Source organism: Vibrio sp. 1180_3 (assembly GCF_029478545.1).
Lineage (GTDB): Bacteria > Pseudomonadota > Gammaproteobacteria > Enterobacterales > Vibrionaceae > Vibrio > Vibrio aestuarianus.
Window position 1 is genome coordinate 110787 of record NZ_SJFM01000007.1, and the last position, 17757, is coordinate 128543.

Genomic DNA, 17757 nt, shown 5'->3' on the forward strand with positions numbered 1-17757 from the left:
TACTGCATCAAAAACGATTACTCTTATAGATACATCATAATAATAACGATTAAAAAATAATCTAGATCAATTACTTCATCGTCCGCTTGGTTTAATTTTCGGCTTCTTTTGCAAAGTATCAATATCGATAACTTCCGATACTATTTTGCTGCTAACAAGGATTGTACGTGACGACCGCAACCCGAAGGACACTACTTCTTCCCTATACAGATTCCTTAGAATCTGATTTTTTGATGCTTAATTGTTGTGCTAAAAACCGAGCTCAGATGAATGGTCCTAAAACTGTCGCTTCCGCTAAGCAACTTTTCCAACGTGTTTTACATGATCCCAATTTATATGCGATGGCGGTGCTTGATGGTTACAACCGTGAATATATGGGTCACATATTTGTTGAGTTAGAAGAGGGTGGCGCGGAGCTTGGGTTTCTTTTTGACAAAATGTACTGGGGCAAAGGTATTGCCACTGAGGCATTGAAAGCGTTTGTTCCTAGCGCATGTCATCAGTTACAGCTCAGTCGGCTAAAAGCGATGGTCAATATTGACCATCGCGCATCGATTGAGGTATTGAAAAAAATCGGCTTTACATTGAAGGGTGAAAAAGAAGATATTTTTGGCCCTTATTTTGTTTTTGAATTTACATCCGATGTGGCGGTAAATGAAAGGCTGATGGTGTAAAACCAAACATCTTCAGTTCACCTTGATAACAGTCATCGCCTAATGCTGAAAACTCAAATAAATATACCGTATGCCAACGCCAGACTCCTTCTGGCGTTTTTAGTTTGTGGCGGCCAAAAGCGACACTCACAAGTTGTAAGTCGAGCTGTTTACATTTTCGGCTGATCGCTTCTTTGGCTAGCTCCGCTTGGCGGCGCTGTTGCCAAAATAAAAAACAACCAAAACTGAGTAATACGATCGCCAATAAATCGCTTAGCATGAACACACCATCTACTGAGCCTTTGTTGTTTGTTGCAGAATAATCAAGGCGTTTGCTAGTTCTTCTGACGGGTTAGAATGAAGCAAAGGTAACAGCACCATTCTCAACTCAGGCAGCATCACTAAGTCGGCAAACAGTTGGTTGAAAAGTGCTTGATTTCCCGTTTGAGCCAAACGCAGTAAAAATTGCTGCGCAATGTTAGGGTCTTGAAGTACTTGCCATGCGCGCCCAGCAATACCAATTAGAACCTCCTGATGACTCAAGCGGGGACTGCGCAAGATAGCATTCACCGTTGTTTGTAAGGCTTTATTATCCGCACCAGATAAAGCCCGCACTAACGCAGAGAGTAAGAAAAGATCGGGTTCGGCATGGTTAATTTGTTGCTCTGCCATTTCAGCAACACGTTGTGCAAGTTTTTCTGGCAGTTCGGTGTGCTCTAATGCCCCCAATAAGGCATACAGCGGTTGTGATGGTAATGCCGTTATCGCTTTACGCACTAATACGCCATTTTGCTCTTTGTTTAAGCGTGCGCAAATATCGGTAATGCCTTGTAAGCCAACCGTCTGCCAATTATCCCAGCCAAGGTCTCCGCTAAAGTAATGTTGAGCGTGTTCATAATATTGGCTAGCTGCTAAAGCTAATTGAGAACGAATCTGGCTATGAAAGACAGCCATTTTGTCTTCTGAGGGTTTGAATGTGTAAGGGTTGTTGGCTAATTTTTGTTGTTGATCTTCGCTGAGATCGCCTTGTAGCCGAGAGCCCATCGCTTCAAGCACGTACTTAATGAAATTGCCAATGTCAGTTTGTTTCAGTAACCCACGCTCGTCTAAAGCAAATTTTAAAAACCAGATCCAGGGCTGTTTTTCTTCATTCCAATAAGCAATGGCCAAATGTGCATGGCGCTGAAGTGGATAGGGGTATGGTTGTTGGCCTTTTTCTACCAACTCAAATTGCGTATTATCGATGTTTTTGATGCGGCGACCCAAATCAAACACTCGGTATTGATTGCCACTATTTTTGAGCAGTTGAGTTAGGGTATGAATGGTGTCCATGACTATTGGGTCCTCATCATCGGCTTTGAACTTGCCTTTTGTAATCACTTTGTTGTGACAATAAATGGTACTCTATGGCCAATTTTCAAGGTCACAGAGTGAATTAACGCGGTAAATAATGACAATAAATACAGAACTTGCCAGAGCATTAACACAATTAGAAACAGAATTGTGTCAGTGTGGTGTGTGGCAACCACAATCACCTTCACGAGAGGCGTTAATGAGTAACGAGCCTTTTGCGATTGATACTTTAGCACCAGAACAGTGGTTGCAATGGGTGTTTATTCCGAAAATGTTGGCATTACTTGAGCAGCAAGCAACGCTGCCAAGTGGTTTTTCTATTGCGCCTTATTTTGAAGAAACTTGGAAGCACCAGTCTGAATTCTCTAAGGTGATTGCTTTGGTCACGTATATCGATGAGGTGTGTAAAGCGTGTTAGAGATTATCTATCAAGACGAGTATTTGGTTGCCGTGAATAAACCTGCGGGGATGTTAGTTCACCGCTCGTGGCTCGATAAGCATGAAACACAATTTGTCATGCAGACGCTACGCGATCAAATTGGTCAACATGTTTTTCCTTTGCATCGTTTAGATCGCCCAACCTCTGGTGTATTGGTCTTTGCGCTCTCAAGTGAGGTTGCCTCACAAGTGATGCCAATGTTTGCCAATCATGAGATGGAAAAAACCTATCACGCTATCGTACGGGGTTGGATTGAAGAGGGCGATGTATTGGATTACCCGCTCAAAGTTGAGTTGGACAAAATCGCTGATAAATTTGCCAAGCAAGATAAAGAAGCCCAAGAAGCAATTACTGCTTATCAACCTATAGCTAGTATTGAAGTGCCTTATTCTACTGGGCGTTTTCCAACCAGTCGTTATTGTTTGCTAGAAATGAAGCCGAAAACAGGACGTAAGCATCAACTGCGTCGTCATATGCACCATTTGAGTCACCCTATCATTGGCGACACTACTCATGGTGATGGTAAGCATAATCGTTTATTTCGAGAGCATTATGATGCGCAGCGACTTATGCTTCATGCCTCTGAACTGTGTTTTACTCACCCCTTTACGGGGGAAGCATTAGTACTTAAAGCGAACTTTGATGAAGTTTGGCAGCGGTTATTTACCGAATTTAAGTGGTCATTGTAAGTATTAAAAGAAAACCCTCGCGATGACGAGGGTTTCTACTATTGAATTTTTAGTTGGCTTAGTACGATTTAAGCTGATGTGACTAATTTAGCTATTCAAGCTTCTTCAATGACAGTTACTTCGCTATATAGCCTTGAATTGAGGCGATAATACCTTCTGCGTCCAAGCCTAATTCTTGATGCAATTCTTCTTGCGAGCCTTGAGCAATAAATTTATCTGGCAAACCGAGGTTGAGGACAGGCTTTAAGATCTTCTCTTTCATCATAAATTCAACCACACCTGCGCCAGCGCCGCCAGCGATTGCGTTTTCTTCGATAGTGACCAATACATCATGCTCAGCGGCAAGTTGACGAATTAACTCTTCATCAAGTGGCTTAACAAAGCGCATATCTGCAACGGTTGCATTGAGCTGTTCGGCCGCTTGTAATGCGTTTGGTAGGAAAGTACCAAAGTTTAGAATAGCGATTTTTGTACCGGCAGTGTTCTCATCGCGTTGGCGTAATACACGGCCTTTACCTATTTCTAGCGCACTAAACTCGGTTTGAATTTCAACACCCATACCGTTGCCGCGTGGGTAGCGAACCGCACTTGGGCCTGAGTGTTGATGACCAGTATAGAGCATTTGACGGCATTCATTTTCATCGGCAGGAGCCATGATCACCATATTGGGAATGCAGCGCATAAAGCTAAGGTCAAACGCGCCTTGGTGTGTTTGACCATCAGCTCCGACAAGGCCTGCGCGGTCTATTGCAAACATGACTGGCAAATCCATGATCGCTACATCGTGGATTAATTGGTCATAGCCACGTTGTAAAAAGGTAGAGTAAATCGCGACGATAGGATGGTTACCAGCAATTGCCATACCGGTTGCCAGTGTCACCGCGTGCTGTTCAGCTATCGCAACATCAAAATATTGCTTAGGAAATTCTTTCGAGAAACGAACCATCCCAGAGCCTTCACGCATGGCAGGTGTGATCGCCATTAATTTTGGATCTTGAGCGGCCATATCACATAAGAAATCGCCAAAGATTTTAGAAAAGGTCGGTTTATCGTTACTGCTTTTTGGCAAGCTTGAATGGCTTGGGTCAAACTTTGGTACGCCATGATAGCCGATTGGGTCTTTTTCTGCGGGTTCATAACCTTTACCTTTTTTGGTCATGATATGCAGAAATTGTGGACCTTTGAGCTCACGCATATTCTTTAAGGTTTTGACCAGTTCATTGACATCATGCCCATCAACCGGGCCTATGTAGTTAAACCCTAGCTCTTCAAATAAAGTGCCTGGCACAACCATGCCTTTTAAATGCTCTTCTGTACGGCGTACCAACTCTTTAATTGGTGGGATGCCCGAAAGCACTTTTTTGCCACCTTCACGAATCGAGGTGTAAAGGCTGCCCGAAAGAACTTGCGCTAAATGGTTGTTCAATGCGCCAACGTTTTCGGAGATCGACATTTCATTGTCATTGAGTACCACTAGCATATCTGGGTGAATGTCACCCGCGTGGTTCATTGCTTCAAATGCCATACCTGCGGTGATTGCGCCATCGCCAATCACGCTGACTACTTTGCGATCTTTCCCTTCATGGCCAGCGCTGATTGCCATACCGAGCGCTGCGCTGATCGACGTTGAAGAGTGCCCAACCGATAAGGTGTCGTATTCACTTTCTTCACGCCAAGGAAATGGATGCAGTCCGTTTTTTTGACGAATTGTCGGCATTTTATCGCGACGACCAGTGAGGATTTTATGCGGATAGGCTTGATGGCCCACATCCCAAATTAATTGATCGAAAGGAGTATGGTAGACGTAATGCAAAGCAACCGTTAATTCGACGGTACCTAAGCCGGAAGCCAAATGACCACTTGACTGACTCACCGAATTGAGCAAATAGGTTCTCAATTCATCACACAGTGCTGGTAGCACTTCTTTAGGGAGGCTACGTAATTCATCTGGTGTGTTTGCTAAAGCCAGCGTTGGGTATTTTGATATATCAAGAGTCATAATTATGCGCGCTTATAGTTTAGTTCTTGCGCTCGACGACGTATCGGGCGAACTCTTCGAGTGATTCTGTATTGTAGGGGATTGCTTGCAAGGCTTGAAGTGCTTCCTGTAACAGAGTATGTGCTTTATTGATTGCGCCTTCCAACCCTAACAGCGCAGGATAGGTGCTTTTATGCAACTGTTGATCAGAGCCTTGCGGTTTTCCTAAGGTTTCAGTATCGCTAATGATATCCAAAATATCATCCTGAACTTGGAATGCGAGACCAATAGCGTCAGCGTACTGATCTAGCTGGGGAAGAATCGCTACCCCTTTTTCACCAGCTGCTAGAGCCCCTAAACGAATCGCGCAACGCATCAATGCACCGGTTTTATTACGGTGAATCTCTTCCAACTCTTCAAGAGACACGCAACGATTTTCTGCCGCTAAATCTAATGCTTGTCCCATGCACATCCCTTGAGCACCAGAAGCTTGTGCGAGTTCTTTAACCATATTGATACGCTGTGGCTCAGCTTGTTTGGCGAGCGAACCTTCCGCCAAAATAGTAAAGGCCAAGGTTTGTAGGGCGTCACCCGTTAAAATAGCGGTCGCTTCATCGAATTGAATATGACAGGTTGCTTTGCCACGACGCAGCTCGTCGTCGTCCATTGCCGGTAAATCATCATGAATTAATGAATAGGCATGAACGCATTCAATAGCAGAGGCTGGAGTGTCAAGTTGCTCTAGGGTACAACCCAACATTTGGCCAGTAATATACACCAAATAAGGCCGAGCTCTTTTTCCACCTAACAATAAGCCATAACGCATGGCGTCGATTAACGGCAGTTTTTGGTTGGGGAATTGGCCTAACCATAGATCAAGTTGTTCGTTATTTCTTTGTTGATAGGAGCGGAGCGCTTCAATCATAGAGCAATCTTCTACTAGTTTATTTTTGACAGATAAAGGGTTGTGGCAGATAAAAGTTATTCTGGCTGTTCAGCAAAGTCGGACAGTGGGGCATCATCACTTGCATTTAAGAGAATGCTCACGCGCTGTTCTGCTTCGCTGAGTTTACCTTGCCCAGCACGGGCAAGAGCAATACCACGTTCGAATTTTTTTAGTGCATCATCTAAAGCGAGGTCGCCATTTTCTAGTTGTTCCACTAAATGATCGAGTTCTTCAATGGTCGCCTCGAAGGACATGTTTTCAGGTTTCTTGCTCGCCATAGTATTTTCACTTAAGGAAAGATGCACGAAAGTTACATTAGGGCGTAGTGATGGTCAAATTTAACCAGTCACTTTTGTCAGAAAAGCCCATCTTTTTTCTTATAAAATACACTCTAGCGAAGAAAGCGGATCATATCTCTGTGCGAGAATTCTTATCGCTTTATAATAATTGTGTTTGTTACTTTGAATCTAGACCACAACTGCGCGCCCACAATCGTGCATATTTTTGTTATTTGGGTATAAACTGCATAGAGATAATTTCTGTATGATCCAATAATTTACTTAAAGATTTTACGCGCATGCCGATAACGAGTTTAAACTCATTGTCGCAAATGGATAGCATGAGGAGTGCTTTGTGGATTTAGCAACGCTGATAGGCCTGATTGGTGGCATAGCTTTTGTAATCATGGCGATGATCTTAGGTGGAAGTTTGATGATGTTCTTCGACGTCACTTCTATTTTGATCGTAGTCGGTGGTTCAACATTTGTTGTGTTGATGAAATTCACCATGGGGCAGTTTTTTGGTGCAGCCAAAGTGGCAGGAAAAGCGTTCATATTCAAAGCCGATGAACCTGAAGATTTGATCGCTAGAATTGTTGAAATGGCCGATGCCGCACGTAAAGGTGGTTTTCTTGCACTCGAAGAGATGGAAATATCCAATAGCTTTATGCAAAAAGGGATAGACCTACTGGTCGATGGTCATGATGCCGATGTAGTTCGCGCTGCGCTACAAAAAGATATCGCCCTAACTGATGAGCGTCATGAACAAGGTGCTGGTGTATTTCGCGCGTTTGGTGATGTGGCACCAGCCATGGGGATGATCGGTACACTGGTTGGTTTGGTGGCAATGTTATCTAACATGGATGACCCGAAATCTATCGGCCCTGCGATGGCGGTTGCTCTTTTAACCACACTGTACGGTGCCGTTCTGTCTAACATGATTTTCTTCCCGATTGCCGATAAATTATCGCTACGTCGAGAGCAGGAAAAGCTCAATCGCCGCCTAATCATGGATGGCGTATTAGCCATTCAAGATGGTCAAAACCCAAGGGTGATTGACGGCTATCTGAAAAATTACCTCAATGAAGGTAAACGCGTGCTTGATGTCGATAGTGAATAACGGGAGTTAATAATGGATGATGATGAAAAACCGAAATGTCCTCCTCCCGGTTTGCCGCTGTGGATGGGAACTTTTGCCGATTTAATGTCACTACTGATGTGCTTCTTCGTACTGCTTCTTTCGTTCTCGGAGATGGATGTACTGAAATTCAAACAAATCGCTGGTTCAATGAAATTTGCCTTTGGTGTGCAAAATCGCCTTGAAGTCAAAGATATTCCCAAGGGAACGAGCATCATTGCTCAAGAATTCCGCCCTGGTCGCCCAGAGCCAACGCCTATTGATGTCATTATGCAACAAACCATTGATGTGACCCAGCAAACGCTGGAGTTTCAAGAAGGGGATTCAGATCGAGCCGGTGGCAATCAACGTGATCAAGGCCAGTTAACGGGCGGGCAATCACCTGAAACTTCAACGCAGAACAACCAAAATACCGAATCTGAAGAACAGCAACAGCAGCAGTCTGAGGCGATGTCACAAGAGATGGAAGTGGTTGAGGAAAATATCAAAAAAGCACTCTCTAGAGAAATCGAACAAGGTGCGATTGAAGTCGAAAACTTAGGCCAACAACTTGTAATACGGATCCGAGAAAAAGGCGCTTTTCCGGAAGGTTCAGCATTTTTGCAACCTAAGTTCCGGCCATTGGTGCGTCAAATTGCTGATCTGGTTAAAGATGTGCCGGGGATCGTGCGTATTTCAGGTCATACCGATAACCAGAGAATTGATTCAGAGTTGTATCGCTCAAATTGGGATTTATCTTCCCAACGAGCAGTATCTGTAGCACAAGAGATGGAAAAAGTTCGCGGTTTCTCGCATCAGCGCCTTCGCGTTCGAGGTATGGCTGATACCGATCCTATAGGCCCAAATGATACTGAAGCTGAGCGTTCACGTAACCGCCGTGTAGAAATAAGTATTATGCAAGGTGAACCGACATATAGTGATGAAGTTCAGTCAGTTCAATAGGTTACTCTGCTAAATCGGTAAAACCATAGACGAGCTGAAAGGCTCGTCTTTTTTATGGGCTTTTCTCTTGCTGAAAATCTCGTGTATAATCTTGCGCCCTTAGAGGTTCGCTCATTGCTATCAACTGAAAAAACACCAGTGAAGTGTGACGTTACCTACATTGCCCCATTATATTGCGAATAGAACTATGAAATTTATTGTTAAGCCCCATCCGGAAATTTTTGTTAAAAGTGAATCAGTACGTAAGCGCTTCACAAAGATTTTAGAGTCAAATATTCGCAATATCGTTAAGCGTCGTACAGAGTCTGTCGCGGTTTTTAACCGTCGTGATCATATCGAAGTGACGTCACAAAGTGACCAGTACTACCAAGAAGTACTGGAAATTTTGACTCAGACTCCGGGTATTCAGCAAATTCTTGAAGTTCAGCAATCTGAATTTAAGGACATGCACGATATCTACGAACAGGTACTAGAGTTGAGCCGTCATAACATTGAAGGTAAAACCTTTGTTGTGCGTGCTAAACGTCGCGGTAAGCATGACTTTACTTCGATTGATCTTGAGCGTTACGTTGGTGGTGGTCTAAATCAAGCGGTTGAAAGTGCAAAAGTTCAGTTGAAGAACCCTGATGTGACAATCAACATTGAAATTGCTGATGAATTGCTCAACCAAGTTATCGCTCGCTATAAAGGCTTAGGTGGTTTCCCTCTAGGCACTCAAGAAGATGTGCTGAGTTTGATTTCCGGTGGTTTTGATTCAGGTGTCTCTAGCTACTTACACATCAAACGTGGCTCAAAAGTGCATTACTGCTTCTTTAACTTAGGTGGTCCAGCGCATGAAATCGGCGTAAAGCAAGTCGCTCATTATCTGTGGAATAAATACGGTTCTTCTGCGAAAGTACGTTTTATCTCTGTCGATTTTGAACCAGTTGTGGCTGAAATTTTAGAGAAAGTTGATGACGGCCAAATGGGCGTGGTGTTGAAGCGTATGTTTATGCGTGCCGCTGGTATGATTGCTGACAAGCTGAATATAGAAGCATTAGTAACCGGTGAGGCATTAGGACAGGTATCTAGCCAAACGCTGACCAACTTACGCCATATTGATGGTGTTACCGATACGTTGATTTTGCGCCCACTGATTAACTGGGACAAAGAAGACATTATCAAAGTGGCGCGTGACATTGGTACGGAAGATTTCGCGAAAACCATGCCAGAATATTGCGGTGTTATCTCTAAGAACCCAACAATAAAAGCGGTGAAAGGCAAACTGGAAGCGGAAGAAGCGAAGTTTGATTTTTCTATCCTTGAGCAAGTGGTTTACGACGCTCGTCAAATGGATATTCGTGATATTGAAAAAGAGAGCCAAGAGCAAGCACCTGAAGTCGAGCAAGTAACGGCGGTTGAAGGTAATGCGGTGGTTTTGGATATTCGTAGCCCTGATGAAGAAGATGACAAGCCATTAGTTATCGAAGGTGTGGAAGTTAAGCATCTACCTTTCTACAAATTGGCGACTCAGTTTGGCGACTTAGATCAATCACAAACTTATTTATTGTACTGCGCTCGTGGTGTGATGAGCCGTTTGCAAGCGTTGTACTTAAAAGAACAAGGTTTTGATAACGTAAAAGTGTATCGTCCATAGCCGATCCTTTACTACGCAACACTGTAAACCGCTGGCGTTCTCGTTAGCGGTTTTTTTATGGGCGTTTTTTACGGACTTAGTTTGCTAGATTTAGCACATAAAAAAACACCGCCTAAAGGCGGTGCTAAAAAATTTGACAGACAGGTCAAAAAATAAATACAGGAAGTATTTGTTTTGCAACAGGGGATATCTGTACAAAACAGGATGGTAGAAATCTACCTAACTCGAAATACGAGTTTGCAAACACAACATCGCAACAATAAGCCAATTGATTCTAGAGAGAACCAAGCCGTTCAGGCCTTGCTGCGGGGTGAAATATAGAATTTCTCTGGCCGCTAGGCAATGGACAATTTATAATGTTTCAGATTAAAAAAACTAATCTAATTTTCGAGTGTATCTATGTCTAGAAGATTGCCACCATTAAACTCGCTGAAAGTGTTTGAAGCGGCGGCTCGCCAATTGAGTTTTACTCGAGCAGCAGAAGAGTTATTTGTGACACAAGCCGCAGTAAGTCATCAAATCAAAGCGTTAGAAGAATTTTTAGGTTTGAAACTGTTTCGTCGTCGAAACCGCTCTTTGCTATTAACAGAGGAAGGGCAAAGTTACTTTCTGGATATAAAAGATATTTTTACTGCATTAGCTGAAGCAACAGATAAAGTATTAGAACGTAGCGAAAAGGGAGCGTTAACTATTAGCTTACCTCCTAGCTTTGCTATTCAGTGGTTGGTGCCTCGTTTAGCTGACTTTAACCAGCAAGAGCCGGATATTGATGTGCGAATTAAAGCAGTTGATATGGATGAAGGTTCATTAACCGATGACGTTGATGTGGCGATTTATTATGGGCGAGGAAACTGGCCAGGTTTGCGTGCCGATAAGTTATATCAAGAATTTTTAATTCCGCTTTGTTCGCCTTCGCTGTTACTTGGGGCTAAACCATTAGAAACACTGGCTGATCTTTCTCGTCATACATTGCTGCACGACACTTCGCGCAAAGATTGGAAGCAGTTTACCAAAGAAAACAACCTTGATAGCGTCAATGTTAATCATGGTCCGATCTTCAGTCACTCGACGATGGTACTGCAAGCGGCGGCGCATGGACAAGGCATAGCACTAGGTAATAACGTGTTAGCGCAGCCAGAGCTTGATGCTGGGCGTCTAATTGCTCCGTTTGATGAAGTCTTAATGACCAAGAATGCTTTCTATGTTGTGTGTCATGAAAAACAAGCAGACATGGGAAGGATTGCTACTTTCCGTGATTGGATGTTGAAAAAAGCACGACGAGAGCAAGAGGAACTGCTCGATGAATAACGTCTTGCTCAACGGCCAAGCGGGATCCGTGCGCTTTTTATTTGCACATGGTGCGGGCGCCGGAATGGAGCATGCTTTTATGGAGGCGGTCGCACAAGGTCTTGCCAGTAAGGGTATCGAAGTTGTGCGTTTTAATTTCCCTTATATGGCAACGCGTGCGATAGATGGCAAAAAACGCCCACCTGATCGTGCGCCTAAGCTTTTGGCGGCATTTGAAGAAGTGATTGCTCACTATGCCGATAAGCCGCTCGTGATTGGTGGGAAGTCGATGGGTGGACGAATGGCCAGTTTGCTTGCGGATCATGAACAGGTAGCGGCGGTGGCGTGTTTGGGTTTTCCCTTTCATCCACCGGGAAAAGCGGAAAAGTATAAGGGTGAACATCTTGCCACACTGACCAAGCCTTGTTTAATTTTACAAGGTGAGCGCGATACTTTTGGTAAAAAAGATGAGTTCAGTGATTTTCCGTTGTCTCCATCCGTGCAAGTCACATTTTTACCCGATGGTGATCACAGCTTCAAGCCACGTAAACGTTCAGGTTTTACCGAGCAAGGAAATATTGATTTAGCGGTCGAGCATTTAAGCCAATTCATAATGGAGGCTACTTATGCGCAGTAAGTCATTACTCACTATGGCGGGTGTTTTCGCGGGAACTGGGGTCGCTTTAGGGGCATTTGCCGCGCATGGTTTGAAGTCTCTGCTAGCACCGTATTTGATGGAAGTATTTGAAACGGGTGTGCAATACCAGTTTATTCATGCGCTGGCGATTTTAGCATGTGGGGTGTTATTGCAGTTTTCGATGGGCGATAAAGCTCAAAAATATTTTTTCATTGCGGCGATTTGCTTTATTATCGGCGTCCTTTGTTTTAGCGGCAGTCTTTACGCACTAGCGTTAACTGGTATTAAATGGTTTGGTCCTGTGACTCCCATCGGTGGCCTATTCTTCATGATGGGGTGGGGACTGTTTAGCTATGCAGCACTAAATATGAAAGAGGTGAACCAGTGAAACACGTAATGCTCTATTGTCGTGCCGGCTTTGAAAAAGAGTGTGCCGGAGAGATCCAAGATAAAGCGACAAAATTAGAGGTTTTTGGTTTTCCTCGCTTAAAAAGCAATACCGGCTACGTACTGTTTGAGTGCTACCAGTCTGGTGATGCAGACAAACTGATTAAAGAGTTGGATTTCCAATCCTTGATCTTTGCTCGCCAAATGTTTGCGGTGGCAGCCGAATTTAGTGATTTACCTAAAGATGACCGTATCTCCCCAATTTTATCTCAATTAGCCGAGCTTGAAGATTTTCCTCGTTGTGGTGATATTCGTATTGAAACACCAGATACCAACGAAGCCAAAGAGCTGCTTAAGTTTTGCCGTAAATTTACCGTGCCGCTGCGCCAAGCGCTGCGTGGTAAAGGCATCCTTTACGCTAAAGAGTCGAGCAAAAAACCGGTATTGCATGTTTGCTTTATTCAGCCTGGGCACTGTTTTGTTGGCTATTCATATACCAATAATAACTCACCATTCTTTATGGGCATTCCTCGTTTGAAATTCCCAGCCGATGCGCCGAGTCGCTCGACATTGAAATTGGAAGAGGCTTTCCATGTGTTTATTCCACGTGAAGAGTGGGATGAGCGTTTGGCATCAGGCATGTGGGCGGTTGATTTGGGTGCGTGTCCTGGTGGTTGGACTTATCAATTAGTTAAACGTTCTATGTTCGTCCATGCAATCGATAATGGTTTAATGGCCGAAAGTTTGATGGAAACGGGTCAAGTGAAGCACCATGCAGAGGATGGTTTTAAGTTTGAGCCACCACGTAAAAATGTGACTTGGATTGTGTGTGACATGATTGAAAAGCCAGCTCGTGTTGCGCATTTGATGGGACAGTGGATCATTAAAGGTTGGGCCAAAGAGGCCATCTTTAACCTAAAGCTGCCTATGAAAGGTCGCTATGATGAAGTGCTGCAAGATATCGAAAACCTGAAAGTCTTTTTGATTGAAAATGGCGTTAAATTCCGTATGCAAGCTAAGCATTTGTACCATGACCGTGAAGAAATAACGGTGCATGTGCAATGTTTATCAAACATTTCACCGCATTAATCGTTGGTGATAATGCCGTGAATAGTAAAACGCTCCAAGCAAGGAGCGTTTTTTAATCGTGATGATTTATTTTTTATCAGTTTGATATTATTGAGCAATCATCAACGGTTATTCGGTATAAAACGGATATCTTGTAAGTTAAAGCCAAGTTCAATATCGGTTTTTAGGGTCGCGACTTGTTTACAAATGCGTGCCATCTCAATATGTTCATCAAATTTTTTGCGATATTTTTTCGCCAATTCATCACTGGCGTAAGCTTGTTCTATATCATCAAATTGAGTCAGTATTTCTTTGGCTGCTTTTGGCCCCACCCCAGGAATGCCGGGCACTTGGCTCGAACTCATTCCCGTTAACCCCCAATAATTGGTTAGTTGTTGCGGTTTTACCCCAAACTCTTGCTCAATAAAAGGCGCATCAAGCCAACGATGTTGGAAATAATCTCGAATTTGTAGTGTTGGTGACAGTAATTGACAGTAGCCTTTATCGGTCGAAATAATGGTGACCTTTTCTCCGTGACTGGCGACTTTGGTTGCTAGAGTCGCGACCAGATCATCGGCCTCATCGCCGTCAGACAGTAATGAATCAATCCCCAATTCCCACCAAGCCTGCTGAATCGACTCTAAACCAAGTTGTAGAGGCTCAGGCATTGGTTTTCTACCTTCTTTGTAACTGGGAAGAATCTCGGCTCTCCAGCCTCGATCTTGTAGGTGATGATCAAACACCGCAATAATGTGTGTTGGTTGAGCTTCGTTAATGATGCGATGCAGAGTGCGTGATGTGGTCTCGATCGTTCTTACTATATCGTTAGGATCAGGCTGAGCTGAGTGGACTCGACGGATCAAGTTGAGCGCATCAATAATGACAAGGTGTAAGGACATAGCAACAACAAAATAAGGGCATTGAGAGCCCTTATTGTAATGATATCGCTAGAGATTACTACCTTATCTCTATTAGCCTTGCCAACCTTGCGAAGCGATATCCCCTTCCTACTTGAAACTACAGCGGGGTTGGCGACGTCCGCTCACCCCAATCACATAGTTTATCTATGTTCATTGGGTATGAGCTCACGGCCACCTACCTGTAACTTCAAGTGGTTTGGGTATGGCTATTTGTTAGCAGCAATTTTATAGCAAGGCTCGTAAGCGCTACCTCCCGGCAGCTTCATGCGGTGCTGAGCAACAAAGTCTTTGAGCAGCAGATCCATTTTTTTCATTAATTTAGTATCACCATCAATAGTGAAGGGACCATGACGTTCGATTTCACGAATGCCTTCTGCTTTTACGTTGCCCGCAACAATTCCGGAGAATGCGCGGCGCAAGTTGGCTGCCAACACTTCTGGCTTTTGGTTAAGGTGCAAATCTAAATTAGCCATGCTGTCATGCGTCGGCTCAAAAGGAAGTTGGAACTCGGGTTCTATTTTAAGTGACCAGTTGAAGCTATAAGCATCACCGTTATCTTTACGATGCTGACGGACTTCCGGCATTGCTTGGCTCATAATTTGAGCGACTTTTTCTGGGTCATCAATCACAATTTGGTAGTGCTTACGAGCTTCATCGCCTAAGGTTTCAGCAACGAATTTATCGATGGAACGGAAATAAGCTTCGCTCTCTTTTGGCCCGGTCAACACGATAGGCATTGGTTGGCTGGCATTTTCTGGATGCATCATGATACCTAGAATATACAGCAGCTCTTCTGCGGTTCCTGCGCCGCCAGGAAATATAATGATGCCATGTGCTATCCGCACGAAAGCTTCCAAGCGTTTTTCGATATCCGGCATGATCACCAATTCATTCACGATTGGGTTAGGTGGCTCTGCGGCAATGATTGAGGGTTCGGTTAGCCCTAGGTAGCGCTGTTCTTTGTAACGTTGCTTAGCGTGACCAATCGCTGCACCTTTCATCGGACCTTCCATTGCTCCTGGCCCACAGCCAGTACAAATATTGAGTTCTCGTAACCCTAACTCATGGCCGACTTCACGTGTGTATTGGTATTCGGTAGGGTTAATCGAGTGACCTCCCCAACATACAACAAGGTTGGGAAGTGCCCCCGGGATCAGTGCTCCGGCATTACGTAAAATGCCAAACACTAAGTTGGTGATATGGATGGCATTAGTCAGATTTAGGCGCTGGCTATCTGCGAGATGCATATTGACGTACACAATATCTCGCAGCACCGAGAACAAGTGCTCTTGGATACCTTTAATAATTTGGCCATCCACGAAAGCATGCTCTGGTGGGTTAGCTAATTCTAGTTTAATCCCGCGCTCACGGCGCATTACTGTTACATCAAAAGATTTGTGTTTATCGAGAAGTTCTTTTGAGTTATCAGTGTGGCTGCCCGAGTTCAAAACCGCCAAAGTACAGTTGCGATAAAGTTGATAAAGCTCGCTTGAAGCGGTTTTTTTAAGACGCTCAACTTCCAGTTGAGATAGCAGATCCATACTGCCTGCTGGGCTGATATGAGTGATCATATTGGCCTCCTGTTATAAGGATAAATAAATGTCCATGCTACGGCTAAAGTAGGTTTTTATTCCTATTCTGTTATCTGAGAATATTGGGGATTGTTCGTTTGCTTAACCCAGAGCGATAGGACGTCATAACTGATTGAAATTACAGTATCAATCTAGTTCTTTTCATTATCGTTAGGAAACGTTGCTGCTAGAGGAATGTGACTTGACGCATGATTTGTGTGCGAGTTGGTTAAATAGCGACCATTTAAAGCCGCTATTTGCTTTATTTCCAAATGACTTGATTGGGCCCCAAACGTTTCGCTTCTAATAGTGAGCGGTGAAGACGTTCGAGTACTTCTTCTGGTGTATCTGAATCTTTAAAGGAAGTACTTGCGGCTGAAAGAGTAATGGTGATGTTCTTTTCACGAAATTTGAAAGGCAGTTTAGCCACGTGTTTTTGAATATTCTGTACTAACTTAAAACAGTGATTATCATCATGTTCTGGGAGCAGAATAACAAATTCTTCTCCTGAAAAACGGGCCACGGTATCGGTGTCTGCAGTTTCTTTGGCGATGGTTCTTGCGATGATCTTTAGCGCCTTATCACCAGCGGTGTAACCAAAACTATCATTGATCGATTTAAATTTATCAATATCGACAATGACTACCCTAAAAGGATGTTGAGAGCGAATCCAGCGGCGATATTCCAGTTCTAGGCGATCATTAAATGCGGTTCGGTTGTAGACTTTAGTTAATGGGTCAAGCAGCATTCGTTGTGATTGATCTTCCAATCGACGTCGATAATCTTGCGTGAGCTCAAATAACGCCTCCATCTGATTTTTTCCATAGCTTAAGCGTTCTATTAACGCTTGTTCACGCTGTTCGGCGTGAGTTAGCCTTTCGGAAAGAGACTCCATTTCACTTAAAATCGGCGACATTGAATTTTTTAGATTATCGATTGAGCTAGAATCTTTGAGCAATGACTGGCTTTGACCAATCAGACCGCTCAATTCGTTGTTCATATCCTGACGATGTTCAAAATAGTGCTGGCTTTGCTCGACGTTATGTTCGCTGCTTTTTAAGTGTTTAGACAAAGACGCGTTAACTTGCTCTAAGAATTTTTCCGAGGTTTTACGCTCAAAATTCGTGCCTTCAATCACTAGCTTAAGGATCTCAAGGGTAAGCTCTAAGAGCGTCGGAGTTGAAACGCCAATCAGCAGTTTTGCGCGTATATCGACCAACAGTTCGCCTGACTCACCTTCAAAATCCAGTTCGGTGATCAAATGTTGCAGTTCATCCGATAGGCTTAATAACAGCTCTTTATCGGCGGCATTGTGCAGTTCACTGATGGCGGTGCTTGGGTTAGCGGTAATTATTTTGATGGCGCGTTCATAAATTTCAAGCAAATGCATTGCTTGATCGGCTTTTGGTTTTGGTAGAGCGTCTGAGAAACTGAGTAGATCACGCAAATCGCGCTTAATTTTCGCGGGTAGCCCGACAACGCGCAGCAAGGTTTCTCCGCTGTGCTTTATCTGGGAGTCTAAATGCGTACTCTGTTTTTCCGTAGCCAAGGTTTGTTGCTTCAACATGCGCTCCAATACAGCTAAGCGAGGAATGAGAGTGCTGACATCTTTCTGTTGCTCTAAAGCAGCTCGAAGGTCAGATAAATTACGATTTAACTGACTGTCATCACCCTGACATGCCACACTTAAAGATGCGACGATCCGTTTTAGGACGGCTTGTTCTCGTTTAAACTTGAACGAAGTATCCCTTTGTGTCAAACGAACTTGTTCCAACTGAATTTTTAGTTGGTGTAATTGTGTTTGAATATCCTGTTCGAGAGCGCCCATGTACAAC

18 protein-coding genes are annotated in these 17757 nt (G+C 43.8%); 10 read left to right on the top strand and 8 right to left on the bottom strand.

Translation table 11 applies throughout. The features are described from left to right. Positions 1-161: 161 nt before the first annotated feature. The gene (locus tag EYW48_RS06485) at positions 162-674 is read left to right on the top strand and encodes a GNAT family N-acetyltransferase (RefSeq protein ID WP_053310335.1); all 513 of its coding nucleotides are present in this window, start codon (positions 162-164) and stop codon (positions 672-674) included. On the opposite strand, the gene EYW48_RS06490 is transcribed toward EYW48_RS06485, so the two are convergent. Both EYW48_RS06490 and EYW48_RS06495 read right to left on the bottom strand, forming a co-directional pair. Next, complete coding sequence (locus EYW48_RS06490; RefSeq protein ID WP_053310334.1) at positions 634-933, bottom strand: DUF3301 domain-containing protein; 300 nt, start codon at positions 931-933, stop codon at positions 634-636. The two genes, EYW48_RS06485 and EYW48_RS06490, sit on opposite strands and share 41 nt — an antisense overlap. 11 nt (positions 934-944) lie before the next feature. Further along, a complete protein-coding gene (locus tag EYW48_RS06495) occupies positions 945-1985 on the bottom strand; it encodes a DUF3549 family protein (RefSeq protein ID WP_277432026.1) in 1041 nt (346 codons plus the stop codon). A 118-nt stretch (positions 1986-2103) separates the two neighbouring features. Here EYW48_RS06495 and EYW48_RS06500 point away from each other — a divergent pair, with 118 nt between their 5' ends. After that, on the top strand, positions 2104-2424 hold the full coding sequence (locus EYW48_RS06500; protein ID WP_277432027.1) for a YqcC family protein: 321 nt from the start codon (positions 2104-2106) through the stop codon (positions 2422-2424). After that, complete coding sequence (gene truC, locus EYW48_RS06505) at positions 2418-3134, top strand: tRNA pseudouridine(65) synthase TruC (protein ID WP_277432028.1); 717 nt, start codon at positions 2418-2420, stop codon at positions 3132-3134. The genes EYW48_RS06500 and truC overlap by 7 nt, the downstream gene beginning before the upstream one ends. A 115-nt stretch (positions 3135-3249) precedes the next feature. Here truC and dxs read toward each other — a convergent pair whose 3' ends face one another. From dxs to xseB, 3 genes are read right to left on the bottom strand one after another with little or no spacing between them, the layout of a single operon-like run. Beyond that, positions 3250-5133: a 1-deoxy-D-xylulose-5-phosphate synthase gene (dxs, locus tag EYW48_RS06510; protein WP_277432029.1), complete on the bottom strand. Its 1884-nt coding sequence runs from the start codon at positions 5131-5133 to the stop codon at positions 3250-3252. Positions 5134-5152: 19 nt separating this feature from the next. Further along, entirely contained in the window at positions 5153-6037 is an 885-nt protein-coding gene (gene ispA / locus EYW48_RS06515) for a (2E,6E)-farnesyl diphosphate synthase (RefSeq protein WP_274672003.1), read from the bottom strand. Between the two features lie 56 nt (positions 6038-6093). Then, a complete protein-coding gene (gene xseB / locus EYW48_RS06520; RefSeq protein ID WP_053310329.1) occupies positions 6094-6336 on the bottom strand; it encodes an exodeoxyribonuclease VII small subunit in 243 nt (80 codons plus the stop codon). Positions 6337-6691: 355 nt separating this feature from the next. Here xseB and pomA point away from each other — a divergent pair, with 355 nt between their 5' ends. The 7 genes from pomA (at position 6692) to rlmM (ending at position 13452) form a co-directional block, all read left to right on the top strand. Beyond that, positions 6692-7456: a flagellar motor protein PomA gene (pomA, locus tag EYW48_RS06525; protein ID WP_053310328.1), complete on the top strand. Its 765-nt coding sequence runs from the start codon at positions 6692-6694 to the stop codon at positions 7454-7456. A 12-nt stretch (positions 7457-7468) separates the two neighbouring features. After that, on the top strand, positions 7469-8416 hold the full coding sequence (locus EYW48_RS06530; RefSeq protein ID WP_053310327.1) for a flagellar motor protein MotB: 948 nt from the start codon (positions 7469-7471) through the stop codon (positions 8414-8416). 187 nt (positions 8417-8603) lie between these two features. Beyond that, a complete protein-coding gene (thiI, locus tag EYW48_RS06535) occupies positions 8604-10052 on the top strand; it encodes a tRNA uracil 4-sulfurtransferase ThiI (RefSeq protein ID WP_053310326.1) in 1449 nt (482 codons plus the stop codon). A gap of 399 nt (positions 10053-10451) precedes the next feature. After that, a complete protein-coding gene (locus tag EYW48_RS06540; RefSeq protein WP_277432030.1) occupies positions 10452-11360 on the top strand; it encodes a transcriptional regulator GcvA in 909 nt (302 codons plus the stop codon). Next, a complete protein-coding gene (locus tag EYW48_RS06545; RefSeq protein WP_176245683.1) occupies positions 11353-11976 on the top strand; it encodes an alpha/beta fold hydrolase in 624 nt (207 codons plus the stop codon). Before EYW48_RS06540 ends, EYW48_RS06545 begins: the two co-directional genes overlap by 8 nt. Further along, a complete protein-coding gene (locus tag EYW48_RS06550; RefSeq protein WP_171980250.1) occupies positions 11966-12364 on the top strand; it encodes a DUF423 domain-containing protein in 399 nt (132 codons plus the stop codon). Before EYW48_RS06545 ends, EYW48_RS06550 begins: the two co-directional genes overlap by 11 nt. Then, entirely contained in the window at positions 12361-13452 is a 1092-nt protein-coding gene (gene rlmM, locus EYW48_RS06555) for a 23S rRNA (cytidine(2498)-2'-O)-methyltransferase RlmM (RefSeq protein ID WP_168522987.1), read from the top strand. The genes EYW48_RS06550 and rlmM overlap by 4 nt, the downstream gene beginning before the upstream one ends. A gap of 101 nt (positions 13453-13553) precedes the next feature. Here rlmM and xni read toward each other — a convergent pair whose 3' ends face one another. The 3 genes from xni to EYW48_RS06570 all read right to left on the bottom strand — a co-directional run bounded on the left by xni (position 13554) and on the right by EYW48_RS06570 (position 17750). Beyond that, the gene (gene xni, locus EYW48_RS06560) at positions 13554-14330 is read right to left on the bottom strand and encodes a flap endonuclease Xni (protein WP_171980251.1); all 777 of its coding nucleotides are present in this window, start codon (positions 14328-14330) and stop codon (positions 13554-13556) included. A gap of 227 nt (positions 14331-14557) precedes the next feature. Next, positions 14558-15922 carry a nucleotide 5'-monophosphate nucleosidase PpnN gene (ppnN, locus tag EYW48_RS06565; protein ID WP_274674841.1) on the bottom strand — a complete coding sequence of 455 codons (1365 nt, stop codon included), beginning with the start codon at positions 15920-15922 and terminating at the stop codon, positions 14558-14560. Positions 15923-16184: 262 nt separating this feature from the next. Continuing rightward, positions 16185-17750, bottom strand: coding sequence for a GGDEF domain-containing protein (locus tag EYW48_RS06570; protein ID WP_171980252.1), 1566 nt, complete (start codon positions 17748-17750; stop codon positions 16185-16187). Positions 17751-17757: the final 7 nt, after the last annotated feature.

Bases quoted from the DNA above. Each gene is read 5' to 3' on its own strand.
- EYW48_RS06495 (WP_277432026.1), bottom strand. From the start codon at position 1,985: ATGGACACCATTCATACCCTAACTCAACTGCTCAAAAATAGTGGCAAT.
- EYW48_RS06545 (WP_176245683.1), top strand. From the start codon at position 11,353: ATGAATAACGTCTTGCTCAACGGCCAAGCGGGATCCGTGCGCTTTTTA.
- ppnN (WP_274674841.1), bottom strand. From the start codon at position 15,922: ATGATCACTCATATCAGCCCAGCAGGCAGTATGGATCTGCTATCTCAA.
- xseB (WP_053310329.1), bottom strand. From the start codon at position 6,336: ATGGCGAGCAAGAAACCTGAAAACATGTCCTTCGAGGCGACCATTGAA.
- EYW48_RS06540 (WP_277432030.1), top strand. From the start codon at position 10,452: ATGTCTAGAAGATTGCCACCATTAAACTCGCTGAAAGTGTTTGAAGCG.
- EYW48_RS06490 (WP_053310334.1), bottom strand. From the start codon at position 933: ATGCTAAGCGATTTATTGGCGATCGTATTACTCAGTTTTGGTTGTTTT.
- thiI (WP_053310326.1), top strand. From the start codon at position 8,604: ATGAAATTTATTGTTAAGCCCCATCCGGAAATTTTTGTTAAAAGTGAA.
- ispA (WP_274672003.1), bottom strand. From the start codon at position 6,037: ATGATTGAAGCGCTCCGCTCCTATCAACAAAGAAATAACGAACAACTT.
- dxs (WP_277432029.1), bottom strand. From the start codon at position 5,133: ATGACTCTTGATATATCAAAATACCCAACGCTGGCTTTAGCAAACACA.
- EYW48_RS06570 (WP_171980252.1), bottom strand. From the start codon at position 17,750: ATGGGCGCTCTCGAACAGGATATTCAAACACAATTACACCAACTAAAA.
- EYW48_RS06550 (WP_171980250.1), top strand. From the start codon at position 11,966: ATGCGCAGTAAGTCATTACTCACTATGGCGGGTGTTTTCGCGGGAACT.
- EYW48_RS06530 (WP_053310327.1), top strand. From the start codon at position 7,469: ATGGATGATGATGAAAAACCGAAATGTCCTCCTCCCGGTTTGCCGCTG.
- EYW48_RS06500 (WP_277432027.1), top strand. From the start codon at position 2,104: ATGACAATAAATACAGAACTTGCCAGAGCATTAACACAATTAGAAACA.
- xni (WP_171980251.1), bottom strand. From the start codon at position 14,330: ATGTCCTTACACCTTGTCATTATTGATGCGCTCAACTTGATCCGTCGA.